Below are 25,472 nucleotides of genomic sequence, written 5' to 3' on the forward strand. Positions count from 1 at the left end.
GACCCGGAGCCTTGTCGTCATGACGGTGTCCTCTCGAAGAAGGTGGGGGCGCCCACGCACCGGGCGCCCCCGTGGTGATCACTCGAAGGCGAGGTCGATGTACTGGTCGACGTTCTCCTTCGTGACGACCGGCGCGTCGAGGACGATCCGGTTCGGGATGCCGGGGGTCACGATGTCCCCGAGGGTCTTGCTCTGCGCGATGAGACGGGCCAACGCCACGCCGTCCGCAGCCTGCGTGGACGGGTAGATGACGGTCGCCTTCAGGACGCTGTCGTCCGCTTCGATGGCCTCCATGGCCGCCTTGCTGCCCGCGCCGCCCATCATGAAGAACTCGTCGCGGCCCGCGGAGGCGATGGCGGCGAGGACGCCGATTCCCTGGTCGTCGTCATGGTTCCAGATGGCGTCGATCTTCGGGTTGGCCGAGAGCAGCTGGGATGCCGCGGACTCGCCGCCGGCGACGGTGAAGTCGGCGGCGACGCGGGCGGAGACGTCGAGTCCGCAGTCCTTCAGCGCGTCGGCGAAGCCCTGCGACCGGTCCTGTGTGAGGGGAAGCGAATCGATGCCGGCGATCTCGGCCACGACGGCGTCGGTCTTCCCGTCGAGCTGTTCGCAGATGTACGTGCCCGCAGACACTCCCATGCCGTAGTTGTCGCCGAGGACGGTGGCCCGGGCCGCGAAGGGGCTCGAGAACTCACGGTCGACGTTGATGACGGGGATGCCCGCGTTCATGGCGGCGATCGCGGCCTCGGTCAGGGCCGCGCCGTCGGTGGGCAGGAGGACGATGGCGTCCACCTTGTCGTTGACGAACGTCTCGACGGCGGCGATCTGGGCGATGGGGTCGTTGGTTCCTTCCGCCGTCTTCAGCTCGACGTCGTCGAAGCTCGCGGCGGCGTCTGCGGCACCGGAGTTGATGGCGCCGAGCCAGCCGTGGTCGGCTGCGGGACCGGAGAACCCGATCGTGACGGTGTCTCCGCTCTCCGCGTTCTCCTCCGTGGTGGTGCCCTGCCTCTCGGCACCGTTCTCGTCGGCTCCGGTCCCCGTACAGCCGACCAGCAGGCCGACCGAAGCGGCGGCGGCGACGCCGGTCAGGATGAGGCGCGTGCGCGCCGTCATGCGTGAGCGCATGTCTTCCTCCTTGAATGTGATGCAGCTCTGGTGTGAAGCGACCAGCGCACCTCTCGGCCTCGAGAACGCACACGAGGAGGGTCAGCGCTGACGGGATGAACATAACAGAACGGATGTCGTGTCCGTCAACTTTTGTTTTTCTATCGTCAGAAGTACCGGCGCCAGAATCCTGAACGTAAATGGCGGAATCTCGGGCGAGATGCTTCGGAGAGACTGCTGATACCTCGGCGCTGTGCCCCTCGCCAAAGGCTTGACGCGCATGTTATGTTCGCGACGTGATCAAAGATGACCATGAACCGTCATTACTCGAGGTGCGAGGAGTGACGAAGTCCTTCGCCGGTGTCCGCGCCCTGCGCGGAGTGGACCTCGACGTCCGCCCCGCCGAAGTGCACTGCATCCTCGGACAGAACGGTGCCGGCAAGTCCACCCTGATCAAGACCCTCGCCGGCGTGCACAGACCCGACGCGGGAGAGATCCGGTGGGACGGCGCGATCGTCGACATCCCCGACCCGGATGCCGGTCTCGCCCTCGGCATCGCGACGATGTACCAGGAGCTCGACGTCGTCGACGGGCTGACGGTGGCCGAGAACATCTTCCTCGGCCACGAACTCTCCCGGGGCGGATTCACCCGACGGGGCGAGGCGGCGCGGCGGACCCGCGAGCTGCTGCGACGACTCGGTCACGGTTCCCTCTCGCCCCACGCCGAGGTCGGGCAGCTGAGCGCGGCCAACAAGCAGATCGTCGCGATGGCGCGAGCACTCTCCCACGAGGTCAAGCTGATCATCATGGACGAGCCTTCCGCCGTCCTCGACAGCCACGAGGTGCAGAACCTGTTCGGTGTCGTGCGCGAGCTGACGGCGGCGGGGATCGCCGTCGTCTACATCACCCACCGCCTCGAGGAGATCCGCCAGATCGGCGACCGCATCACGGTCCTCAAGGACGGCCGGACGACGGCGACGGGACTCCCCGTCGCCGACACGCCGACGCCCGATCTGATCCGCCTGATGACCGGGCGCGACGTCGCGAACGTCTTCCCGCCGTCCTCCCCGCCCGCCGCCGACGCCCCGGTGGTCCTCGACGTCCGAGACCTGTCGCTGCGCGACGTGTTCGAGGACGTGTCCTTCCAGGTGCGCGCCGGCGAGGTCGTCGGTCTCGCCGGCCTCGTCGGATCGGGACGGTCCGAGATCCTCGAGACCGTCTACGGCGCCCGACGCGCGACCTCCGGCACCGTCACCGTCGCGGACCGGCCCCTGCGCCGGGGCTCGGTCGTCGACGCCGTCGCGGCGGGGGTGGGGCTCTCCCCCGAGGAGCGCAAGAGCCAAGGCCTCGTCCTGGACGAACCCATCGCGATGAACGTGACCCTGCCGTCGATGTCGAGGTTCTCGCGCGGTGGCTTTCTGGACTTCCGCGGCGAGCGCGCCGCGGCTCGCGAACAGATCGAGGCGCTCGAGCTCCGACCCGCCGACCCCGACCGGCCCGCACGCACGCTGTCGGGCGGCAACCAGCAGAAGATCCTGCTCGCCCGTTGGCTCGTGCACGGAACGCGGGTCCTCCTCCTCGACGAGCCGACCCGCGGCGTCGACGTCGGCGCGCGCGCCGAGATCTACGCCCTCATCCGCCGACTGGCAGCCGAGGGCAACGCGGTCGTCGTGGTCTCCAGCGAGATCGAGGAGGTGATCGGCCTCGCCGACACCGTGCTCGTCGTCGCGGAGGGCCGCATCCTCTCCACCCTTCCGTCCTCCGAGATCGACGAGCACGGCGTGCTCGACCTCGTCATGAAAGGAACCGCCGCGTGAGCGAGCAGACCACCGCCGGGGCGGACACCCCGCTGACCTCGACCGACGCACCTCCGACCACGTCGACCGTCACGGTCGAGGACGCACCCCTCTGGCGCCGCATCCTCTCGGGGTCGGTCGGACGCAACATGGGCCTGGTCCTCGCTCTCCTCGTCCTCGTGATCGTGGGCGCGGCATCCGCCCCCGACACCTTCCTCGGCCTGTCGAACATCATGGTGATCCTGCGCCAGGCGTCGATCGTGGGCGTGATCAGCATCGGCATGACGCTCGTCATCATCGCCGGCGGAATCGATCTCTCGGTCGGGTCCGTCCTGGGCCTCGCGTCGGTCGTCGGAGCGCTGGCTGCCGTCCAGGACCTCGCCGACCAGACCCACTGGATCGTGATGGTCATCGTCGCCCTCGCGGTCGGCGTCTTCGCGGGGTTCCTGAACGGGATCGTGATCGCCTACGGCAACGTCGTCGCCTTCATGGCCACTCTGGCCATGCTCGTCGGGGCGCGCGGGTTCGCCGAGATCCTCGCCAACCGCAGGACGCTGCAGGTCGGCGGACAGCGCGAGTTCATCACGTTCATGAACCTCGACATCCTCGGAGTCGACATGCTCATCTGGATCTTCCTGGTCGTGTCGGTCCTCGGCTGGGTGCTGCTGAACCGGACCACCTTCGGTCGCCGCACCGTCGCCATCGGAGGCAACCGCGAAGCGGCACGCCTGGCCGGCATCAACGTCAAGCGCCACGTCATGTACCTCTACGCGATCTCGGGCCTGTGCGCCGGAATCGCCGGCGTCATGATCCTCGGACGCACGACCGCGGGAGCGTCGGTCAACGGGCAACTCCTCGAGCTCGATGCGATCGCGGCGGTCGTGGTGGGCGGAACGCTCCTCATCGGCGGCCGGGGCACCGTGACGGGGACCGTCTTCGGCGTCCTGATCTTCGCCACCCTGACCAACGTCTTCGTTCAGAACAACATGTCGTCGTCGGTGCAGGCCGTGGCGAAGGGCGTCATCATCGTCATCGCCGTGCTCCTGCAGCAGCGGTTCGCGCGACCGGCCGGCCGGACCTCCTGACGCCACACGCGCCGCAGGCCGACGAGGTCACATGCACGTCAGACATAGCGCGGCGGTGGAGAATCGACGGATGTCGAGGCGTGCGCCCGATCGCAGGACCCGGAAGAGATGATCCGATGACCGACTCCCCCGCCCTGGCTCCCGGAGCCAGCGAGCTTTTCCAGCTGCTCCGCGACGGGGCACCCCGCACCCGTGCCGAACTCGCCAAGTCGACGGGTCTCGCACGGTCCACGATCGCGGCGCGCGTCGAGGAGCTCATGCGGATGGGTCTGGTGACGGCGGTGGCGGACAAGGTCTCGACGGGCGGTCGCCCTCCGTCCCAGTTCGCCCTCAACCCGGCCGCCAAGGTCGTCATCGCCGCGGATCTGGGGGCCTCCCACGCGACGGTCGCTGTCAGCGACCTGGCCGGAGTGGTCCTCGCGCAGTCGTCGGAGCCCATCGACATCGCCGACGGCCCGGACTCGGTGCTCGCCTGGCTGCTCGACGTCGCGCGACGGCTCCTTGCGCAGGTCGGTCGCGACGATGCCTCGGTGGCGGCGATCGGCATCGGCGTGCCCGGACCCGTGGAGCACTCGAGCGGCCGGCCGTCCAACCCTCCGATCATGCCCGGCTGGGACCGGTTCGACATCCCCGGCCGCCTCCAGGAACACCTCCCGGTACCCGTCCTCGTCGACAACGACGTCAACACGATGGCCCTCGGCGAACGCGCCGCGGCATGGCCCGCAGTCGAGGATCTGCTCTTCGTCAAGATCGCGACGGGGATCGGCGCAGGACTCATCTCAGATGGGCAGCTCAGGCGAGGCGCCCAGGGCGCAGCCGGCGACATCGGCCACGTTCATGTGGCTCGCGGCGGCGATGTGCCGTGCACCTGCGGCAACCGGGGCTGCCTCGAGGCACTCGCCTCGGGACCGGCGATCGCGCGCGGGCTGCGCGCGATCGGCGTCGACGCGCGCACCTCGAACGACGTCGTCGAACTCGTCAAGCGGGGAAACGTGGAAGCCATCCAGGCCGTCCGGCAGGCGGGTCGTGACATCGGCGAGGTCCTCACCACCTGCGTCAGCCTGGTCAACCCCTCGGTGATCGCCGTCGGCGGGTCGATGGCCCGCGTCGGAGAGCACCTGATCGCCGGCATCCGCGAGGTCGTGTACTCCCGATCCGCCCCGCTGGCGACGGCGCATCTGTCGATCGTCCAGTCCGCTACGGGCGCCGACGCCGGCGTTCTGGGCGCGGGGATGCTGGCGATCGAGCACGCGCTCTCGCACGACGTCCTCGCCTCGACGTCACTGAGGGCGTGAGCATCCTCGCCGTCGGCATCCGGCGGGTCGGGGCGAGCGTGCGGGAGGGGCGACTTAGGATCGACGGGTGACTCCCGAACTCGCTGCCCGGATCGTCGCGGACTCCCGCGACCGGGTCGCGTGGATGCGGGCTCGCTCCCGCGGGATCACCGCCACGGACGTCGCGTCGCTCACGAGCGAGCGCGCCATCGCCCGGGCGGCCGAGGCCAAGCTCAACGGGTCGGGATTCAGCGGCAACGCCTACACCGACCACGGCCGACGCCGCGAGCCCGAGATCGCCGCGTGGGTGGCGGCGACCCACGGCATCCTGCCCTCGTCCGCCCTGTTCCACGCCGAGGTCGAGAAGCGTCACCTCGCGACTCCTGACGGGATCATGGTGGATGCCGGGGGCCGCGTCGTTCTCGCGGAGATCAAGACGACCAACAAGACCTGGAAGTCGATCCCCCGCACCTACATGCGTCAGGTGTGGTGGCAGCAGCACGTCCTCGGCGCCGAGCGGACGCTCGTCGTGTGGGAGGAGCACCAGGACTTCGTGCCACTCCGAGACGAGCCGCGCTGCGCATGGATCGACCGGGATGAGGCCGAGATCGGCGCGCTCGTGCATTTGGCGACGTCGCTCATCGATGAGCTCTACCGCCGCACCACCGGCAACACCCCGCCGCGACGCGAGCAGCCTGCATCGGTCAGTCGTCGTGAGCAGTTGCGCGAGCGCGACATCTTCCGCGCGCTCGCCCTCGCGGACTGACGGCCGCATCACATCCGGGCTGCGGCCCGTGATCCCGGCGCGCCCGCGCGCTAGCCGTCTGCAGATAGTTGACACGGATCAAGCATCAACATATAGTTGACTTCTCTCAATCTTTGATGTGAGTCAACCATCTGGAGCTGTACATGACCACCACCACTCCGACCCGGCGTCGGGTGCTCGTCCCGCTGTCGGGCCTTCTTCTCGGCATGTTCGTCTCGATGATCGCCTCGACCGTCGTATCGACCTCCCTTCCGGTGATCATCCACGACCTGAACGGCGACCAGGGCGCCTACACCTGGGTCGTCACCGCCACCCTCCTCACCACCGCGATCTCGACCCCGATCTGGGGCAAGCTCGCCGACCTCATGGGCCGCAAGACGCTCTACCAGATCGCCCTCGTGATCTTCGTGCTGGCGACCGCCGCCGCCGGATTCGCGCAGGACCCCGGCACGCTCATCGCCTTCCGCGCCGCGCAGGGCGTCGGCGCCGGTGGCCTCGCCGCCCTCAGCCAGGTGCTGATGGCCGACATCATCAGCCCGCGCGAGCGCGGACGCTACATGGGCCTGTTCGGAGCCGTCATGGCCGTCGCCACGGTCGGCGGTCCGCTCCTGGGCGGTGTCATCACCGATGGTTTCGGCTGGCGCTGGAACTTCTTCGTCTCGCTCCCCGTCGCCGTCGCCGCTCTCCTCTTGGTGCAGCGCACGATCCCCGCCTCCGCCCCGTCGACGCGCCGACCGAAGATCGACTACATCGGCATCGTCCTCCTCTCGACCGCCGTCTCGCTCCTTCTCATCTGGGTCACCAACGCGGGCCGCAGCTACGACTGGTGGAGCACGGAGACGGTCCTCATGGTCGGCGGCGCCGTCCTGGCCGCAATCCTGTTCGTCATCGTCGAGCTCCGCAGCTCGGAGCCCCTCGTCCCGCTGACCCTGTTCCGCGACCGCACGTTCACCCTCGCTGTGGTCGCCTCGATCGCCACCGGCATCGCGATGTTCGGCGCATCGGTCTTCCTCGGCCAGTACATGCAGATGGCCCGCGGCGCGACCCCGACCGAGGCGGGCCTCATGACGATCCCGATGATCGCAGGGCTGCTGCTCTCCTCCATCGGCGTCGGAGCCCTCATCACCCGCTACGGACACTGGAAGCCGTACCTCGTGGTGGGCAGCATCCTGCTGACCGCGGGCGCCGCCCTCCTGTCGACCATCCACTACGACACGGACTTCTTCCTCGTGTCGGTGTACATGTTCCTTCTCGGTGCCGGTGTCGGCATGACGATGCAGAACCTCGTCCTGGCCGTCCAGAACAGCGCGAAGCCGAGCGAGATCGGCGTCGCGAGCTCGGGAGTCACCTTCTTCCGCAGCCTCGGCGGCACGATCGGCGTCTCGCTCATGGGCGCCGCGCTCGCCTCGCGGGTCGCCGACCTGTTCGCGGGCTCTCACGAGCGTGTCGTCGCGGCGCTCACCGCGATCGGCCCGGCCGGCGCGACGTGGGGAAAGCAGCTCAGCTCGGGAACGCTCCCCCGTGTCTCGGAGATGCCTGACCAGCTCCGCGTCATCGTCGAGGACATCTACGCCCAGGGGATCTCGTCCGCATTCCTGATCGCGGTGCCCTTCGGCATCCTGAGCATCCTCGCGGTGATCTTCCTGCCGAACCGGTCGCTCAGCACGATGACCACTTCGGAGCGTCGCAACGCCTCGGAGGCGGACCTCGCGACCGTCTCGGTCCCCGCCGCGATGGACAGCATCACCGCCACCGGCACCGTGCCCGTCACCGGTTCCGAGGTCGACACCGATGCTCGCTCCGAGGCCGAGGCGACGCCCCGCCGATAATATGGCCGAGATGTCTACGCAGTCCGATCGAGAGGCGCGCACCCTGGCGGTGCGCGCCCTCGAGGGCGAGTTCAGTGATCTGATCGCCTTGTTCCGCCGCCGGATCACCGAGAACGCGAACCGGGTGAGCCCCGGCATGCTGCCGGGTGCGTACAAGGTCTTCACGACGATCGCGCGGCACGAGCCGGTGACGCAGTCCGCTCTCGCCGAGATGCTCGCCGTCGACAAGGGCCAGCTGAGTCGCACCGTCCGGGAGCTGGCCGATCTGGACCTCATCGAGCGCACCCCCGACCCGACCGACGGTCGCTCGAGCCTCCTGTCCGCCACGGCGCACGGGCACCAGCGTCTCGCGGATGCCCGCGGCCCGCAGGAGGGCGCGCTGCTCGAGGCCCTCAGTGACTGGCGCGTCGAGGACATCGAGAACCTCGCGCACCTCCTGCACGCCCTGGTCGCCGGGTCACGGCCCGACGGCAGATCACTCTCTTAGGGCGCCGCCGGGGGCCTCGAGCCGGGCTTCTTGCCCCGGTGATGCCGACGTAACACCGCCGAGACAATGGCGAGGTTGACTGGTCACCCACCGAGCACCTAGAGCGCCCGCCGACGAGCGCTGGTGAGAAGGAGCCGCCGATGCGATTCCGGCCACTGCGATCCGCAGCCCCCACCGCGAGCGACGTCGTGGAGGTGACCGCACCACCCGCTGCCATGCGCGCCGTCGTCTACGACGGCCCTGGCGAGGCCGGGGTCCTGCGCGAAGCCGACATCCCGGTCCCCGAGCCTGCGCTCAGCGAGCTCCTCGTGCGCGTGGTCGCGGCCGGCGCGAACCCCATCGATGCGAAGACGCGTTCCGGCCGGGGTGTCTCGGGGCAGATCCCGGAATACCCCTCGACCCTCGGGTTCGACTTCAGCGGCATCGTCGTGAAGAGCCCCTTCGAAGCTCACCCCCTGCAACCGGGTGATCAGGTCTTCGGCATGGTCCCGTTCCCGCGGTCGGGCGGCACCTACGCCGAGTACGTTGTCGTGCCGACGCTCTCCGTCGCACGCAAACCCGCGTCACTGTCGCACGTCGAGGCCGCGGGGGTACCCCTGGCCGCGTTGACGGCCTGGGGGCTGGTCGTCGAGACAGCTCACGCGCATGAGGGCCAGCGGGTGCTCATCCACGCAGGCTCCGGCGGAGTCGGCCACTTCGCCGTGCAGCTGGCCGCCTACTTCGGAGCCCATGTGACCGCGACGGGATCAGACGGCAACCTCGGGTGGCTGCGTGAACTCGGGGCGTCGGTCGCCATCGATTACGCGACGACGCGGTTCGAGGACGTGGTCGGCGACGTGGACGTCGTGATCGACCTCGTCGGCAACGCCCACGATGACACGGGCGCCCGCTCTCTCGGCGTCCTGCGACCCGGGGGCCTGTACATCATGGTCCCGACGGGCGGATGGGACGGCTACGCGGATGCCGCCGCCTCGGCCGGCGTGCGCGCGACGACGTACAAGGTCGTGCCCGACGGGTCGGTGCTGGCGACGCTCGGTCGGCTGCTCGACTCGGGCGCGATCCAGGTCTACATCGACAAGGTCTTCGACCTCGCCCACGCCGCGGACGCGCATCGCGAGGTCGAGCGGGGTCACGTTCGCGGCAAAGTCGTCCTCAGCGTGACGGAGGCGTGATGCGGCGCATCCGTCTGGTCGTCCGCGGCATCGTCCAGGGCGTCGGGTTCCGCTACTCCCTGCAGCACATCGCTCGCGGCGCGGGCGCGACGGGATGGGTCAGGAACCTCGCAGGCGGCTCCGTCGAAGCCGAGGTGCAGGGGGATGCCGCCGCCGTCGAGTCCGTGGTGGAGTGGGCGGCGACCGGCCCGCGCGGAGCGGTCGTGGACCACGTCGCGATGACCGAGCTGACGCCGGTCACGGACGAGGACGGGTTTGAGATCCGGCGCGACGCCTGAGGCTCAGTCCTCGAGTGGACGCAGGATGCGGTCGAGGAATCGCCGCGTGCGCTCGTTCGTCGGCGCGGTGAAGATGTCGCGCGGGTGCCCGCGCTCGACGATGACGCCGTCGTCGAAGAACACGACCTCGTCCGCGACCTGCCGCGCGAAGGCCAGCTCGTGCGTGACGATGACCATCGTCCACCCCTCCTCGGCGAGCTCCTTCAGGACGAGGAGCACCTCGCCGACCAGCTCGGGGTCGAGCGCGCTCGTCGGCTCGTCGAACAGGAGCACGTCGGGCGCGAGGGCGAGCGCCCGGACGATGCCGACACGCTGCTGCTGACCGCCGGAGAGCTCGTGCGGGTACGCATCGCGCTTCTCGGCGAGTCCCACGCGACCCAGCAACCGCTCGGCCTCGGCGGTCGCGGCATCCTTCGACGCACCGTGGGCGTGCACGGGACCTTCGATCACGTTCTCGAGCACGGTGAGATGCGGGAACAGGTTGTTCTGCTGGAACACCATGGCGGACCGGTCGCGAAGGGCCGCGCGGTCGAGCTTGGCCGCACGGCCCTTCAGAGGCTGTGCGAAGTCGTGACGCTGACCGTCGGAGAAGGCGACGACACCGGCGTCGGGCGTCTCGAGGCCGTTGAGGCAGCGGAGGACCGTCGTCTTGCCCGAACCGCTGGGGCCGATCAGGCAGACGACCTGCCCGGGCGCGACGGAGAAGTCGACGCCGTCGAGGACGACGTTCTCCCCGAACGACTTGCGGAGCCCGGTGACGGCGAGAAGGGGTGCGTCAGTGTGCGACACGGCGGTCGAGCCTCCGTTCGATGCGGTCCTGGCCGAAGGACAGGACGAGGCAGAAGAGCCAGTAGATGAAGGCCGCCTCGATGTAGACGACGAGGAACTCAGAACTGAACGCGGCGATGCGCTGCGCCGCGAGGAAAAGCTCCGCGACGGTGATCTGGGCGACCAGCGACGTGTCCTTCACGAGTGAGATGAACGTGTTCGACAGCGGCGGCACCGACACGCGGGCCGCCTGCGGGAGGATGATCCGCCGCAGCGCCGTGGCCCGCGAGAGTCCGACGGTGAAGCCGGCCTCCCACTGCCCCTTCGGCACCGACAGGATCGCCGCCCGGACGACCTCGGCGGCATATCCGCCCACGTTCAGCGACAGGGCGATGACCGCCGCGAGGTACGCATCGATCCGCACGCCGATCTGCGGCAGACCGTAGAAGATCACGAAGATCTGCACGAGCAGCGGCGTGCCGCGGATGGCGGAGATGTAGACACGAGCGATCCCCGACAGGATCCGGTTGCCCGAGATCCGCATGAGGGCGGCGGTGATCGCGAGGAGCAGCCCGATCACGAACGAGATCAGGGCGAGCGGGATCGTGGCCGTGATCCCGGCGCTGAACATCGGCCAGAACGAGGTCAGGATCAGCTGCCATGTGTCGGTGTCCACCGGCATCCTTTCGCAGAACGGGGAACGGGCTCGGCGGTCGCGTCACCGCGCCGCGCCGAGCCCGTCGGGACGGGTGTCACTCGGTGACGTCGGCTCCGAAGTACTTCTCGCTGATCTTCGCGAGGGTTCCATCTTCGCGCAGGTCGTCCAGCGCGCCGTCGATCTTCTCGATGAGCGCCTTCTTGTCCTTCGTCGTGACGACGGCGGTCTCGGCGGGATCGGTCTCGGCGGCGATCTTGAGGCCGGTCGGACCGTCGGTCTTCTCGTAGTCGAGGAACGTCAGCTTGTCATTGACGGTCGCCTCGACGCGGTCCTGACGCAGCAGCTCGACGGCCTGCGCCCAACCCTCGATCGGGGTGACGTCGGCGCCGGCCTCCTCGGCGAGCGTGAAGAAGTTGCTCGTGAGCGACTGCGCGGTCTTCTTGCCCTTGAGGTCGGCGAAGCTCGAGATCGAGTCGTCGCTGTCCTTGACGACCACGACGCTCGGCGACACCGTGTACGGCTCACTGAAGAGGTACTTCGCTTCGCGCTCCGGGTTGATCGAGACCTGGTTGGCGATCACGTCGACGCGACCCGCATCGAGACCGGCGAAGATGCCGTCCCACTGGGTCTCCTGGAACTCGATGTTCAGGTCGAGCTTCTTCGCGACCGCCTCGATGATCTCGACGTCGTAGCCGACGAGCTTGCCGCTCTCGTCGTGGTACGTGAACGGGCGGTACGTGCCCTCGGTGGCGACCGTCAGCGTGCCGCCCTTGGCGAGACCGAGGTCGTCGCCTGCGGCGTCCGTCCCGTTCGAGCTCGAGGAGCAGGCGGTCAGCGCCAGGACGGCGCTGAGGGCGAGGGCTCCGAGTGCGGCGGTACGACGACGGGACATGGGTCTCCTTGGTGAGGGGGAAGGGGAAGGCGCGCGAAGGCTGTGGCCCGCGCAGGCCCCTCAGTACAACACGCATCCGCGTGGATGATTCCCGCAGGTGACGGTCTGTGTCAGCGGGATGCCGGCGGAAGCCCCGCGGCGAGTTCGGCGAAGACCTCGCCCACGTCACCCCGGTGCGACAACCCCGCGGCCTGACCGGCCCAGAGCGAGATGAGGTCCGCGTCGTGAGGCGCAGCGGTGCGGAACGCGGCCGTCAGCCAGTTCTGTGCCGGGAAGGGTGCGATCGCGCCCGCAGCCTCGATGGTCCGGACGGCCCGATTCGGGATGCCGCGGGCCAACCGCCCGCTCATCGCCCGCGTCAGCACGGTGTCCGTATCGGCCGCTGCGCGCAGCGCCGTCCGATGCGCGTCGGAGGCCGCAGACTGCCGCGTCTGCAGGAACGCGCTCCCCACCTGGACGCCGGCCGCACCGAGCGCGAACGCGGCCGCGACGCCCCGTCGGTCGGCGACGCCGCCGGCCGCGATGACGGGTACGTCCACAGCGTCCACCACCTGCGGCACGAGCGCGAACGTGCCGACGAGCGATTCCTCCGCCCGGCGCAGGAAGCTCACCCGGTGACCGGCGGCTTCCGCGCCGCTGGCGACGACCGCATCCACTCCCCCCTCCGCCAGCGCGGCGGCCTCGGCGACCGAGGTGGCGGTTCCCACGACACGGATGCCGCGGCGATGCGCCTCGTCGACGATCTCGGCCGCCGGCACGCCGAACACGACGCTGAGCACTGCGGGGGCGGCATCCCACACGGCCTCGAGCTGCTCGCCGAGGTCGGGGAGGAAGGTATCGGGGAGGACGGGCGCCGCCGCACCCGCCGCCGCCAGAAGCGGCGCCACGGCGACCCGGGCGGCATCGAGGTCCGTCTCAGCGGGCGAGACCTCGTCACCCGTCGGGAGCCAGAGGTTCAGTGCGAACGGGCGGTTCGTCGCGGCGCGGAGAGCGGACGCCGTCTCGCGGATGCGGGCGCCGGAGTAGCCGTAGAGCCCGAACGAGCCGAGACCTCCGGCGTCGCTGACTGCCGCGGTCAGCGCGACCGAGGACAGACCGCCGAACGGCCCGAGCACGATGGGGGCGTCGATGCCGAACAGCGTCGGGATGTCGCGGGTCACGCGACGACGCTATCAAGGCGGGAACGACGAAGGGGCCCCACCCGGAGGTGGAGCCCCTTACTGTCTGGACGACTCAGACGAGAGCGTTGACGTCCAGCGGGATGCCAGGACCGAACGTGGTCGAGATGGCGCCCTTCTGGATGTAACGGCCCTTCGAGCTCGAGGGCTTCAGACGCACGATCTCTTCGAGAGCGGCGTTGAAGTTCTCGTTGAGCTGGTCCTCCGAGAAGGACGCCTTGCCGACGACGAAGTGCACGTTGGCGTGCTTGTCGACGCGGAACTCGATCTTTCCGCCCTTGATCTCCTCGACGGCCTTGGCCGGGTTGGGGGTCACGGTGCCGGTCTTCGGGTTCGGCATGAGGCCACGGGGTCCGAGGACCTTTCCGAGGCGACCGACCTGGCCCATGAGCTCGGGGGTCGAGACTGCCGAGTCGAACGCGGTGTAGCCACCGGCGACCTTCTCGATGAGCTCGGCGCCACCGACCTCGTCCGCACCAGCGGCGAGAGCGGCTTCAGCGGCGGGACCGGTCGCGAACACGATGACGCGGGCGGTCTTGCCGGTGCCGTGGGGCAGGATGACCGTGCCACGGACCATCTGGTCCGCCTTGCGCGGGTCGACGGCGAGCTTCAGCGCGACCTCGACGGTCGAGTCGAACTTGGCCGAACCGGTCTCCTTGGCGAGGGCGACAGCCTGCTCGGAGGAGTAGAACGTGGAGCGGTCGATCTTGGCCGCTGCTGCTTCGTAAGCCTTGGACTTAGCCATTGTTCTGTTCCCCTCAGCTCTCGACCGTGATGCCCATGGAACGGGCGGTGCCGGCGATGATCAGCGAGGCGGCCTCGATGTCGTTGGCGTTCAGGTCGGGCATCTTCGTCTCGGCGATCTGGCGAACCTGATCCTTGGTGAGCTTCGCGACCTTGGTGGTGTGCGGGGTCGCAGAACCCTTGGCCACACCGGCGGCCTTCTTGATGAGCTCCGCGGCGGGCGGGGTCTTCAGGATGAACGTGAAGCTGCGGTCCTCGTAGACGGTGATCTCGACGGGGATGACGTTGCCGCGCTGCGACTCGGTCGCGGCGTTGTACGCCTTGCAGAACTCCATGATGTTGACGCCATGCTGACCGAGCGCGGGGCCGATCGGCGGCGCCGGGTTGGCTGCACCGGCGTTGATCTGAAGCTTGATCAGGCCGGTCACCTTCTTCTTCGGTGCCATTTCCTCTTCCTTTCACGAGCGAGGCGGATGCCTCGTTCTCCCACGGTCCCGGCGGATCCGGGTCGTGGTGATGTCTGCGCGCACGACGAAACGGCGCACAAACCACATGAGTCTACCGCATCCAGCATCCCCCGGCATGACGAAGGCCCCGCCGGAGCGGGGCCCTCGCATCGCGCGATGCTGCGCTTACTGCTTGGTGACCTGATCGAACGACAGCTCGACCGGCGTCTCGCGCTCGAAGAGCGAGACGAGGACGGTGAGCTTGCCGCTCTCGGGCTTGATCTCGGAGATCGATCCGGGCAGGCCCGCGAACGAACCCTCCTTGATCGTGATGGTCTCGCCGATCTCGAAGTCGACCTCGGTGATGACCGAGCGGGCCTGCGTGGCGGAGCCCTTCGTGGCGGCGCCACCCTTGGCAGGCGCGACCTCCTTGGCCTCGACGAGCGGCTTCAGCATGTTGAAGGCCTCTTCGAAACGCAGCGGCGTCGGGTTGTGGGCGTTGCCCACGAAGCCGGTGACACCGGGGGTGTGACGCACGACGGACCAGGTGTCCTCATTGAGCTCCATGCGGACCAGCACGTAGCCGGGGATCCGCACGCGGTTGACCATCTTGCGCTGGCCGTTCTTGATCTCGACGACGTCCTCCATGGGGACCTCGACCTGGTAGATGTCGTCCTCGACCTCGAGCGTGGACTTGCGCTGCTCGATGTTGGCCTTCACCTTGCGCTCGAAGCCGGCGTAGGAGTGGATGACGTACCACTTGCCCTCGAGGGAGCGGAGCTCCTGGCGGAACGCCTCGTACGGGTCGTCGGAGGTCTCGTCCTCGTCGTCGCCGAGCTCGGGACCGTCGTACGGAGCCACCTCGTCGGCGGCTGCCGCGGCGCGCTCTTCCTCTTCGTCGGCGAGTGACTCGGTGAGCACCTCGGCGGCGGCCTCGGCCTCGTCGGCCTGGTCGATCTCGAGCGCGTCGTTGACGATGCGGTCTGCCTCGGGGTCTTCGATCACGACGGCATCCTCTCCGGTCGGCTCGTCCTCGACGGGCTCGTCATCCTCGATGTGCAGGGCGGCGTGCTCGGCGGACTCGGCGGAACGCTCCTGGCTCGCCAGGACGTTGCCCTCCTGGGCTTCGTCGTCCTCGCTGGACTGCTCTGCGGCGGTCGACCAGTCGGCGTCGTCCACATATCTCTCGGTCACGTGATTCACTTCCCTGCAGGTTCGGCTTCGATGTTCAGCGGCGACAGCGGGTGCGTCCGGTTGCCCGGGATGCCGCCCGTCACCGCGACGGATGGTCGTCCGGTCGTCAGCTCGGTACGCCGAAGACGACGTCGACGACCCAGGTGAAGAGCAGGTCGAGGCCGTACACGATGGCCATCACCACCACGACGAAGCCCAGGACGACGAGCGTGAACTTGACCAGCTCCTGGCGAGTCGGCGTGACGACCTTGCGAAGCTCGGCGACCACCTGGCGGATGAAGAGGGCGATTCGCTGGAAGAAGTTGAGCTTCTTCTCACGGGTGGCGCCGCTGCTGGCAGCGACGACCTCGCCGTTCGGCTCATCCTGGACCATTCAACCCACCTGTTGCTCGGTTCGAGTCAGCTGACGCTGACGCGCAGGGCGGACAGGAATCGAACCTGCAACCTGCGGTTTTGGAGACCGCTGCTCTGCCAATTGAGCTACCGCCCTAAGGTCTTGCGACCCGGGAATCCGCATCCTGCCGGGCCCATGGGCACGGCAAAAGAATGCAGACAACTGCGTGGACAAGCATACGGCATGGCTCGGAGGGTGGCGAACGCGCGGCATCCCTCGTCGCCGTCGGGCGCCGTCGGTAGGCTTGACCGGCCGTCCCGCAGCCGGTGCATCGGGGGGTGCGGCATCGGACGAACGACGACTACCGAGGAGCGCGGTGACCGACAGTACTGCCGCCCAACAGTTCCAGGTCGACCTCCGCGGAGTCATCGACCTGCTGAGCCGCCACATCTACTCGAGCCCGCGGGTGTTCCTGCGCGAACTGCTCCAGAACGCCGTCGACGCGATCGCGGCGCGACGGGCGCTCGACGGGGGCGGCGGCCGCATCCGCATCACGCCCGTCAGCGACGGGTCGACGGAGTTCGTGATGCGCGACGACGGCGTGGGTCTCACCGAGACCGAGGTCGCGGACCTGCTCGCGACAGTGGGACGCAGCTCGAAACGTGACATCTTCGATCTGCCGCGCGGCGACTTCCTGGGGCAGTTCGGCATCGGGATGCTGTCGTGCTTCATGGTGTGCGACACGATCGTCATCCGCTCACGGAGCGCCGCCGGATCGGCTGCCGTCGAGTGGACCGGCCACTCGGACGGCACCTTCACGGTCGCGGCGTACGCCCAGGACATCCCGGTCGGAACGAGCGTGCACCTGACTCCGCGCGCCGACACCCGAGCGCTCCTCGGCACGAGCACCGTCATGGAACTCGCCGAGACGTTCGGCCGGTACCTGCCGCACACGGTGGTCGTCGACCTTCCCGGCGGCGGCGAGACGACCGTGACCGAACCGGCGCCCTTCCTCGACGGCGACATGGAGCGACAGCTCGCCTACGGCCGCGAGCTCATCGGCGCCGAGCCTCTCGACGTCATCCCGCTGCACGTGCCGGGAACGCAGACGCGGGGCGTGGCCTTCGTCCTGCCCTTCGCCCCTCCCCCGACGGCACGTCAGAGCACCCGTGTCTACCTGCGGCGGATGCTGCTGACCGAGCGCGCCGACGAGCTGCTGCCCGCCTGGGCGTTCTTCGCCCGGGCCGTCGTCGACTCCGGCTCCCTGCACCCGACCGCGAGTCGGGAGTCGCTCGTCGACGACGACGCGCTCGAGCAGACCCGGCAGGAGATAGGCGAGGCGATCCGCCGCTGGATCCTCGACGCAGCGCTGCAGGACCCCCTGCGGCTGTCGCAGTTCGTGTCGATCCACGAGGTGGCCCTCAAATCGCTCGTTCGCCACGACGACGAACTCGCCCGGTTCATCGTGCGGTGGCTGTCGGTCGACACGACCGCCGGGCGGCTGCGCATCGAGGAGATCGCCCGCCGCTTCCCGCTGGTGCGCTATGCCGAGAGCGTCGACGAGTTCCGCCAGGTCGCCAGCATGACCTCTGCCGGCGGCATCCTCGTCAACGGCGGCTACCTCTACGACGCGGACCTCGTCCGCCGCATCCCGGAGCTGTTCCCCGGTGTCGAGGTGGAGCGCGTCGACGTCGTCGGCGAGATCGACCGTCTCGATCTGGCGCCGCTCGACGACCGCGCTGCGGCGACCGCTCTCGAAGACCGGGCCCGGGCCGCACTCAAGGACGTGGACGTCGCCGTCCGCACCTTCGAGCGTCCGGAGCTCCCGGGGCTGTTCGTCGCCGACCCCGAAGTCCTGCGCGCACTCGATCGCGGCCGGGCACGCAGCGCCGGTGGAGCCCTGTGGGGCGGCGTCCTCGACCGGGCCGCGAGCGTCGTGTCGGGCCGCGGGGCGGAGGAGCCTGCCGCGCGACTCTGCCTCAACTGGACGAACCCGGTGATCCGCAAGCTCGCCGCGACCCCGGCGGGTCGCGTGTTCGACCTGAGCGTGCAGCTGCTGTACGTGCAGTCGCTGCTCGCGGGCCACCACCCCCTCGGACCCCGCGACCGCACGATGATGTCGACCGCACTCTCGGAGCTGGTCGACCGCGCGATCGACACCGACATCCCGCCCGCGACAGAAGGAGCCTCATGACCGGCTATGCCACCCGCATCCGATCCCTCTTCGACGAGATCGACAACACCCCGTGGGGCCCGCAGGAGCAGGCCCTCGTCGCACAGGCGGTCGCGCTGGCCCAGGAGAGCGGCGACGAGCGCCTGGAGTACGAGGCCCGCCTGCGACAGACCTCGAGCGCCAACATGGGCGGCGACACCGACCTCATGCTGACGTCGTTCGCGTGGTGCCTGGCCCACCACGACGCCGACCCGGAGCGGTTCCCCGCCGAGGTCGACGGCGCCGGCGACGTGCTGTGGCAGTACAAGTGGATGGCGAGCGCCCTCGGCAACTCGCCGGAGTTCCCCTCCGAGCAGATCGCCGCCGTGCTCGACGACATGGAAGCCCACTATCAGCGCGCGGGCGTCGGTCCCAGCGGGGTGCTCATGGCCCGATTCGAGGATGCCTGGGCCGCGGGGCGCATCGACGAGGCGACGGAGCTGCAGCGGACGCTCGAGGCGACCCCCCGCGACGACTACAGCCACTGCGACGCGTGCGTGCGCAGCCAGTTCGCCGGGTTCTTCATCGAGACCGGCCGCGAGGAGGACGCCATCCGTCTCGTCGGCGAGATGATCGAGAACGGCTTCTCGTGCGGCGAAGAGCCCGAGCACGCGCTGGCGCGCATCCTCCTCCCCTACCTGCACGCGGGGATGCTCGACGAGGCCCGAACCGCGCACCTGCGCAGCTACCGCATCGCGAAGGACAACCCCGACAACCTCGCGATCGTCGCGAAGAACGTCGTGTTCTGCGCCGTCACCGGCAACGAGGCGCGCGCCCTCGCCCTCGTCGAGCGCCACCTGCCGTGGCTCGTCCACGACGGTCTCGATGCCGACGGACACGGCACGGCCCTCGGTGCGTTCGCACTGGCCCTCGACGCCGTCGCTGCGGCCGGCCACCCGGAGCTCACCGTCCGCGGGTCGGGCGCGGAGAACCTGGTCCCCGTCTTCGGCGAACACGACGGCCCGTGGCGCGTCGACGACCTCGCGTCTGCCGCCTGGGCCGCCGCGGGCTCGATCGCCGACGCCTTCGACCGCCGCAACGGCACGGATGCCCACACCCGGAACCTCGAGCGCCTGCGCGAGATCGGCACGGAGCGCTACGACGTGCCGATCCGCTCGCATGACTTCTCGACGGTGGTCGCGGCAGCTCCCGTCCTCACGCGGGAGGACCGGGTCGCGCGCGCCGTCGCGCTCGCACACGCCGGCTCGTCCGCCGCGATCGACCCGCTCCGCGACCTGTTGACGGATGCCGATCCCGCTGAGCGCGTGACACTGTCGTCCCACCTGCTGGGCGGCCTCGTCGCCACCGATCGGATCGACGAGGCCGAGGCGTTCCTCCCCGAGCGCCTGGCCATCCTGCGCGCTGCCGGCCACGCCGAGCAGGCCGATCTCGAGGACCGCCTCGGCCTGGTCCTCTTCGGGAAGGATCTGGCGGAGGCCGGCGACGCCCTCCGAGCCGAGGCGGCCGCCGCTGTCGGCGCTCCCCCCGCGGTCCGGGCCGACCTGGTCGCGACGCTGGCGGTCGCGAAGATGTACGAGGGATCGTTCGCAGAGGCCCGCGACGACGCGCGCGAGGGCGTGCGCCTGTTTCTCGAGGCCGGCGACGCGGTGCGCGCGCAGGGCGTGCGACTGCTCGCGGTCGACGCCGCGGCATCCGCGTCGCTCTTCGACGATGCCCGGGCCGATCTGGACGCACTGCTCTCGGAACCGATCAGCGACGGCCGTCGGGCGCGGGCTCTCGCGGCGAAGGCCCGCCTGCACGGCGTGGCCGAGGAGTTCGCCGAGGGCGCGGCCGCCGCAGACGAAGCGGTGAGACTGCTCCTCTCGCTGGGCGCGGACGACCTGCGCGTCGGCGAGGCCTTCGTCCTGGCCGGCGCCCTGCACGAGGATGCGGGAGCCGCTTCCCTCGCCGCGGGTCGCTACCGATCCGCCGTCGAGCGTTTCGAATCCGCGGGTGCTCCCACGGCCGATCCGCGGTACCGGCTGGGCCGGGCCATGATCTCCGCCGGGATGCCGGAGGAGGCGGTCGACGCGCTCCACCAGGTCCTCTCGGACGAGACCGCCGCTGAGGTGCCCGCCGGATCGCGCGCGATCACGGTGGGGCTTCTTGCCCGGGCCTACGAGGGCGCCCGCGACTTCGGGAACGCCGTCGGAGCGTGGGGCTTCGCCGCCGACCTCCACGAAGAGGCGGGCGAGGCCGAGGGCCAGGCCTTCGCGCTGGTGGCGCAGGGCCGCCACCTCGGCAACTTCGGCGAGTACGACGACTCCGTGATCGCGCTCGACACCGCCATCGCACTGATCGCCGGCCGCGAGGAGCAGATCGGCCTGCACGCCGAGGCGCTCCACCTGCTCGCGCAGGCGAAGATGCAGCGCGGCGACGAGGACGCGTTCGACGTCATCGACCAGGCGCTGGCGCTCGGTCGCGCCAACGAGGCGCACTGGTACGTCGCCGACGTGCTCGACACCCGCGCCCGCCTGCTGGCCGCGCGCCAGCGCACCGACGAAGCGGTCGCGACCGCACTCCAGGCCGCGGACGGGTTCGCTCAGGCCGGCGACGCCGGCTCGGGCGCGGGGTCGGAACTCCTCGCCGCCCGGCTGCTCGTCGGCGCGGAGCGACCGGCCGATGCCGTCCCGCTCTACCGGGCCGCCATCGAACACGCGACCGCGAGCGAGAACGAGCCGCTCCGCCAGCAGGCGGCGCTGGAACTCGGCGACGTCTACGAGGGACTCGGTCGCCACGGCGACGCTGCGGAGGTCCGCGCGACGACCTCGGCCTGAGCGGGAACGACGAGGGGCGGCATCCGATCGGATGCCGCCCCTCGTCACTCGTTCAGCCGATGCGGACGAGCTTCTTGTTGACGAACTCGTCGGCTGCCAGCAGGCCCAGCTCACGGCCGGTGCCGCTGCGCTTGATGCCGCCGAAGGGCAGGCCCGGCTCGTCGGCGAGGACGAGGTTGACGTAGACCATGCCCGCCTCGATCCGGTCGGCGACGCGGGTCGCCTGCTCGGGGTCGGTCGTGTAGACGTAGGACCCGAGGCCGAACGGGGTGTCGTTGGCGACGCGGACCGCCTCGTCCTCATCGGCCACGCGGTAGACGACGCCGGCGGGACCGAACAGCTCCTCGCGGTAGACGTCCATCTCGGGGGTGACGTCCGTCAGGACGGTCGGCGCGAAGAACGCCCCGTCGCGCGTGCCGCCGGTGACGATCGTCGCGCCCTGGGCCGCGGCATCCTGGATCTGCTTCTCGAGACGCTCGGCCGCAGCGACCGACGAGAGCGGGCCGAGGACGGTGTCGGTGCTCCACGGGTCGCCCACCGATGCCGCCGACATCTTCGCTGTGAACGCCTCGACGAACGCGTCGTACAGGCCGTCGACGACGATGAAGCGCTTCGCGCCGTTGCAGGACTGGCCCGTGTTGTCGAGACGCGCGTCGACGGCGGCCTGCGCAACCGCGTCGATGTCGTCGGCCGACAGCACGATGAACGGGTCCGAGCCACCGAGCTCGAGGGCGACCTTCTTGAGGTTGCGTCCGGCGACCTCGGCGACGGCGGCGCCGGCGCGCTCCGACCCCGTCACCGATGCACCGTGCACACGCGGGTCCGCGATCACGTCGGCGGCCTGCTCGTTCGTGAGGTACACGTTCGTGTAGACCCCCGCCGGGAAGCCCGCATCGCGGTAGATCGCCTCGATGGCGGCCGCCGACTCGGGACACTGCGGTGCGTGCTTGAGCAGGATCGTGTTGCCGACCGCGATGTTGGGGGCGGCGAACCGGGCCACCTGGTAGTACGGGAAGTTCCACGGCATGACGCCCAGCAGCACGCCGAGGGGCGCCTTGCGGATGACGGCGGTCCCCTCCCCCTCGATCGGGATCGGCGCGTCGGCGGTGATCTCGTCGATGTGGTCGGCGTAGTACTCGGTGATGTCGGCGGCGAAGTCGACCTCGCCGAGGGCACCGTCGATCTGCTTGCCCATCTCGCGGACGATGATCTTCGCGAGGTCCTCGCGCCGCTCGCGGTGCAGCTGCGCCGCACGGCGCAGGAGGTCGGCGCGCTCGGTGGGAGTTGAGGTCCGCCCCCACCCCCGGGCGGCCTCGTCGGCGGCCCCGAGGGCGCGCTCCACCTCGTCGGCGGTGGCGGTGGGGTACGTCGCGTGGGTCTCGCCGGTGGCGGGGTCGATGACGGCGTAGTCGCTCATGATTCTCTCCAGTGATTCCGGTCGGTCAGGGGATCCGGTCAGGCCGGGATCAGGGTGTACTTCACGTTCAGGTACTCGTGGATGCCTTCGAGGCCACCCTCGCGGCCGATGCCCGACTGCTTCACGCCGCCGAAGGGCGCTGCCGCGTTCGAGACGACACCGACGTTGAGCCCCATCATCCCCGTCTCGAGGCGGTCGATCATGCGGTGCCCGCGGGCGAGGTCCTGGGTGAAGACGTACGAGACGAGGCCGTACTCGGTGTCGTTCGCGAGGCGCACGGCCTCGTCCTCGTCCGAGAACGTGCTGATGGCGAGGACCGGCCCGAAGATCTCCTCGCGGAGGATCGCACTGCCGGGGACGACGCCCTCGACGACGGTCGGCTCGTAGAACGTGCCGGGTCCTTCCAGGGCGTTGCCGCCGACGACGATGCGGGCCCCCCGCTCGACGGCGTCGCCGACGAGGTCCTTCGCCTTCGACACCGCACGGTCGTCGATGAGGGGTCCGATCTGCACGCCCTCCTCGGTACCGCGACCCACGGTCATCTCGCGGACCCGGTCGGCGACGCGGCGCGAGAACTCGGCGGCCACCGACTCGTGCACGATGAAGCGGTTCGCCGCCGTGCAGGCCTGGCCGATGTTGCGGAACTTCGCGAGCATGGCGCCGTCCACCGCCTTGTCGAGGTCGGCGTCGTCGAACACGACGAATGGGGCGTTGCCGCCGAGTTCCATCGAGACGCGGAGGACACCCTCGGCGGCCTGCGCGATGAGCTTCTGGCCCACCGGTGTCGATCCGGTGAAGGACAGCTTCCGCAGTCGCGGGTCGGCGATGATCGGCCCGGAGACCGCGCCCGACGATGCCGTGGTGATGACGTTGACGACACCGGCGGGGACGCCGGCTTCGGCGAGCAGTTCGACGAAGAACAGCGTCGTCAGAGGCGTGAGTTCGGCGGGCTTGATCACGACGGTGCAGCCGGCGGCGAGCGCCGGGGCGATCTTGCGGGTCGCCATCGCGAGCGGGAAGTTCCACGGGGTGATGAAGAACGACGGCCCGACGGGACGCTGCGAGACGACGATGCGCCCGGTCCCTTCGGGGTTCATGCCGTACCGGCCCGAGATTCGGACCGCTTCTTCGCTGAACCAGCGGAGGAACTCGCCGCCGTAGGCGACCTCGCCGCGGGACTCGGCGAGCGGCTTGCCCATCTCGAGCGTCATGAGGAGCGCGAGGTCCTCCTTGCGCTCCTGCACCAGGTCGAACGCCCGGCGGAGGATCTCGCTCCGCTGGCGCGGGGCGGTCGCCGCCCAGGCCTCCTGCGCGGCGACGGCGGCGTCGAGGGCGCGGATGCCGTCGGCCGGGGACGCGTCCGCGATGCTGCGGATGACCTCGCCCGTCGACGGGTCGACCACGTCGAGCGTCTTGCCGCCCTCGGCATCCACCCACTCCCCGCCGATGAAGAGCTGGTTCGGGATGCGGGACAGGAGGTCGGATTCGCGGGAGGTCATCGGAGGGTCTCACTTTCTGCGCGCAGCTTTCGCGCGCTGGGGGGTGCGTCGAGGGACAGGGTCTGGCCACGGAAGAACGCGGGACGACGGATCGACTGCCAGATCATCGTGACGATCCCGACGACGATGATCAGCATGCCGAGGATGAAGACGATCCCGACGCCGGCGATCTGCGAACCGGACCCGTACGCGGGGTCCATCGAGTCGACGAGGGTCGTCACGAACAGCACCGCGAGGATCAGGCCGCCGATCAGCGGGAAGAGGAACGTGAAGAACACGTTCCTCACCGAGTCGAACCACTGCTTGCGGAAGTACCAGACGCACGCGAAGGCCGTGATGCCGTAGTAGAAGCAGATCATCATGCCGAGGGTGAGGATCGTGTCCCACAACGTGTCCTCGCTGACGATGCGCATCACGGCGTAGAAGGCGGAGGCCACGATCGCGGAGACGACGGTGGCGTAACCCGGCGTGAAGAACCGCGGGCTGACCTTCGCGAACGAGGGCGGCAGTGCGCCGTAGTGCCCCATCGCCAGGAGCGTCCGCGCGGGTCCCACGAACGTGGACTGCAGCGAGGACGCGGAGCTCGTGAGCACGGCGAGGGAGACGAGGAAGGCCAGCGGCCCGAGCACCGGATCGGACAGGAAGAAGAACACGTTCGCCTGGATGTCCTCGTTGCCGAGGCCGAGCTCCCCCGTGCCGACGCCGGCGAACATGATCATCGCCACCGCCAGCAGCAGGTACAGCGAGACGATGGTGATGACCGTGACAGTGGCGGCGCGACCGGGCGTACGCTCGGGGTCCTTCGTCTCCTCGTTCATCGTCAGGGTGACGTCCCACCCCCAGAAGATGAAGATCGACAGCGAAAGCCCGGCGGCGAAGGCACCGAACGAGGACACCGCGAACGGGTTGAACCATTCGAGGTCGAACGGTTGCGGGTCGAATCCGCCGCCGCTGACCGCCTGGACGATCGCGACGACCGCGAACAGGACGAGCACGGCGATCTGGAACGTGACGAGGACGTACTGAAGCTTCTGCGTCGTCTGCATGTCGCGGTACGAGATCCACGTGGCGGCGAGCATGAACAGCAGACAGACGCCGATGTTGATCGGCAGGATGAACGCCAGGTCGGCGATCCCCGGGTTGCCGGTGATCTGAGAGATCAGGAGGAAGAGGAACTCCACCGCGACTCCGGCGAGGTTCGACAGCACGAGGATCGTCGCGACGACGAGGCCCCAGCCGGCCATCCATCCGATCCACGGACCGAAGGCGCGGGTGGCCCACGTGAACGACGTCCCGGCATCCGGCATCCGGTTGTTCAGTTCGCGGTAGCCGAAGGCCACCAGCAGCATGGGGATGAACCCCACGAGGATGATCGCCGGGATCTGCGAGCCCACGACGGAGGCCGTCGGCCCCACGGCGGCCGTGAACGTGTACGCCGGCGCGATGCAGGAGATGCCGATGACGACAGCCCCGATGAGGCCGATCGTCCCGGCGCTGAGGCCCTTCTTCGAGAGGCCGCCGTCGGCGACGGGGGCCTTCTCTGCTGCGTGCTGGCTCATCGT

General features: G+C 69.5%; 22 protein-coding genes and 1 tRNA gene. 10 read left to right on the plus strand and 13 right to left on the minus strand.

Translation table 11 applies throughout. The features are described 5' to 3' along the window. Window positions 1–78 precede the first annotated feature (78 nt). Window positions 79–1,125 carry a substrate-binding domain-containing protein gene (locus tag AC4NN1_RS08050; protein WP_336126276.1) on the minus strand — a complete coding sequence of 349 codons (1,047 nt, stop codon included), beginning with the start codon at window positions 1,123–1,125 and terminating at the stop codon, window positions 79–81. Between the two features lie 320 nt (window positions 1,126–1,445). Here AC4NN1_RS08050 and AC4NN1_RS08055 point away from each other — a divergent pair, with 320 nt between their 5' ends. From AC4NN1_RS08055 to AC4NN1_RS08090, 8 genes are all read left to right on the plus strand, one after another. Beyond that, entirely contained in the window at window positions 1,446–2,921 is a 1,476-nt protein-coding gene (locus tag AC4NN1_RS08055; RefSeq protein WP_020098132.1) for a sugar ABC transporter ATP-binding protein, read from the plus strand. After that, the gene (locus AC4NN1_RS08060) at window positions 2,918–3,985 is read left to right on the plus strand and encodes an ABC transporter permease (protein WP_311859168.1); all 1,068 of its coding nucleotides are present in this window, start codon (window positions 2,918–2,920) and stop codon (window positions 3,983–3,985) included. The genes AC4NN1_RS08055 and AC4NN1_RS08060 overlap by 4 nt, the downstream gene beginning before the upstream one ends. A 116-nt stretch (window positions 3,986–4,101) precedes the next feature. Beyond that, window positions 4,102–5,280: an ROK family transcriptional regulator gene (locus AC4NN1_RS08065; RefSeq protein ID WP_363457257.1), complete on the plus strand. Its 1,179-nt coding sequence runs from the start codon at window positions 4,102–4,104 to the stop codon at window positions 5,278–5,280. A gap of 67 nt (window positions 5,281–5,347) precedes the next feature. Further along, window positions 5,348–6,025 (plus strand): YqaJ viral recombinase family protein, encoded by a 678-nt coding sequence (locus AC4NN1_RS08070; protein ID WP_336126272.1) that lies wholly within the window; start codon window positions 5,348–5,350, stop codon window positions 6,023–6,025. Between the two features lie 143 nt (window positions 6,026–6,168). Beyond that, window positions 6,169–7,854, plus strand: a complete 1,686-nt coding sequence (locus AC4NN1_RS08075) for an MDR family MFS transporter (protein WP_336126270.1) — start codon at window positions 6,169–6,171, stop codon at window positions 7,852–7,854. Between the two features lies 1 nt (window position 7,855). Continuing rightward, complete coding sequence (locus tag AC4NN1_RS08080; RefSeq protein ID WP_336126269.1) at window positions 7,856–8,341, plus strand: MarR family winged helix-turn-helix transcriptional regulator; 486 nt, start codon at window positions 7,856–7,858, stop codon at window positions 8,339–8,341. Between the two features lie 140 nt (window positions 8,342–8,481). Next, entirely contained in the window at window positions 8,482–9,513 is a 1,032-nt protein-coding gene (locus AC4NN1_RS08085; RefSeq protein ID WP_491954988.1) for an NADP-dependent oxidoreductase, read from the plus strand. Continuing rightward, window positions 9,513–9,791: an acylphosphatase gene (locus tag AC4NN1_RS08090; protein ID WP_018186966.1), complete on the plus strand. Its 279-nt coding sequence runs from the start codon at window positions 9,513–9,515 to the stop codon at window positions 9,789–9,791. Before AC4NN1_RS08085 ends, AC4NN1_RS08090 begins: the two co-directional genes overlap by 1 nt. Window positions 9,792–9,794: 3 nt before the next feature. Here the strand turns inward: AC4NN1_RS08090 and AC4NN1_RS08095 are convergent, their stop codons facing one another. From AC4NN1_RS08095 to AC4NN1_RS08135, 9 genes are all read right to left on the minus strand, one after another. Beyond that, window positions 9,795–10,580, minus strand: coding sequence for an amino acid ABC transporter ATP-binding protein (locus AC4NN1_RS08095; protein ID WP_491954989.1), 786 nt, complete (start codon window positions 10,578–10,580; stop codon window positions 9,795–9,797). Next, the gene (locus tag AC4NN1_RS08100; RefSeq protein WP_491954990.1) at window positions 10,567–11,235 is read right to left on the minus strand and encodes an amino acid ABC transporter permease; all 669 of its coding nucleotides are present in this window, start codon (window positions 11,233–11,235) and stop codon (window positions 10,567–10,569) included. The genes AC4NN1_RS08095 and AC4NN1_RS08100 overlap by 14 nt, the downstream gene beginning before the upstream one ends. A 76-nt stretch (window positions 11,236–11,311) precedes the next feature. After that, on the minus strand, window positions 11,312–12,109 hold the full coding sequence (locus AC4NN1_RS08105; protein ID WP_363457240.1) for an amino acid ABC transporter substrate-binding protein: 798 nt from the start codon (window positions 12,107–12,109) through the stop codon (window positions 11,312–11,314). Window positions 12,110–12,219: 110 nt separating this feature from the next. Beyond that, window positions 12,220–13,269 carry an NAD(P)H-dependent flavin oxidoreductase gene (locus tag AC4NN1_RS08110; protein WP_018186962.1) on the minus strand — a complete coding sequence of 350 codons (1,050 nt, stop codon included), beginning with the start codon at window positions 13,267–13,269 and terminating at the stop codon, window positions 12,220–12,222. A 73-nt stretch (window positions 13,270–13,342) separates the two neighbouring features. Then, on the minus strand, window positions 13,343–14,032 hold the full coding sequence (gene rplA / locus AC4NN1_RS08115; RefSeq protein ID WP_018186961.1) for a 50S ribosomal protein L1: 690 nt from the start codon (window positions 14,030–14,032) through the stop codon (window positions 13,343–13,345). Window positions 14,033–14,045: 13 nt separating this feature from the next. Continuing rightward, window positions 14,046–14,477, minus strand: coding sequence for a 50S ribosomal protein L11 (gene rplK, locus AC4NN1_RS08120; protein ID WP_018186960.1), 432 nt, complete (start codon window positions 14,475–14,477; stop codon window positions 14,046–14,048). 186 nt (window positions 14,478–14,663) lie between these two features. Beyond that, window positions 14,664–15,671 (minus strand): transcription termination/antitermination protein NusG, encoded by a 1,008-nt coding sequence (gene nusG / locus AC4NN1_RS08125; RefSeq protein ID WP_026302872.1) that lies wholly within the window; start codon window positions 15,669–15,671, stop codon window positions 14,664–14,666. Between the two features lie 106 nt (window positions 15,672–15,777). Further along, a complete protein-coding gene (secE, locus tag AC4NN1_RS08130) occupies window positions 15,778–16,044 on the minus strand; it encodes a preprotein translocase subunit SecE (protein ID WP_018186958.1) in 267 nt (88 codons plus the stop codon). Between the two features lie 44 nt (window positions 16,045–16,088). After that, window positions 16,089–16,161, minus strand: a tRNA-Trp gene (locus AC4NN1_RS08135). 220 nt (window positions 16,162–16,381) lie between these two features. On the opposite strand from AC4NN1_RS08135, the gene AC4NN1_RS08140 reads away from it, so the two are divergent. Beyond that, entirely contained in the window at window positions 16,382–18,199 is a 1,818-nt protein-coding gene (locus tag AC4NN1_RS08140) for an HSP90 family protein (protein WP_491954991.1), read from the plus strand. Beyond that, the gene (locus AC4NN1_RS08145) at window positions 18,196–20,994 is read left to right on the plus strand and encodes a hypothetical protein (RefSeq protein ID WP_491954992.1); all 2,799 of its coding nucleotides are present in this window, start codon (window positions 18,196–18,198) and stop codon (window positions 20,992–20,994) included. The genes AC4NN1_RS08140 and AC4NN1_RS08145 overlap by 4 nt, the downstream gene beginning before the upstream one ends. A 52-nt stretch (window positions 20,995–21,046) precedes the next feature. Here AC4NN1_RS08145 and AC4NN1_RS08150 read toward each other — a convergent pair whose 3' ends face one another. The 3 genes from AC4NN1_RS08150 to AC4NN1_RS08160 are packed head-to-tail and all read right to left on the minus strand — an operon-like array spanning window position 21,047 to window position 25,469. Continuing rightward, on the minus strand, window positions 21,047–22,411 hold the full coding sequence (locus AC4NN1_RS08150) for an NAD-dependent succinate-semialdehyde dehydrogenase (RefSeq protein WP_116228244.1): 1,365 nt from the start codon (window positions 22,409–22,411) through the stop codon (window positions 21,047–21,049). 38 nt (window positions 22,412–22,449) lie between these two features. Then, window positions 22,450–23,910 carry an NAD-dependent succinate-semialdehyde dehydrogenase gene (locus AC4NN1_RS08155; RefSeq protein ID WP_018186954.1) on the minus strand — a complete coding sequence of 487 codons (1,461 nt, stop codon included), beginning with the start codon at window positions 23,908–23,910 and terminating at the stop codon, window positions 22,450–22,452. Further along, complete coding sequence (locus tag AC4NN1_RS08160; protein WP_491954993.1) at window positions 23,907–25,469, minus strand: APC family permease; 1,563 nt, start codon at window positions 25,467–25,469, stop codon at window positions 23,907–23,909. Before AC4NN1_RS08160 ends, AC4NN1_RS08155 begins: the two co-directional genes overlap by 4 nt. Between the last annotated feature and the right edge of the window lie 3 nt (window positions 25,470–25,472).

Source organism: Microbacterium sp. MDV22-iso44 (genome assembly GCF_058629135.1).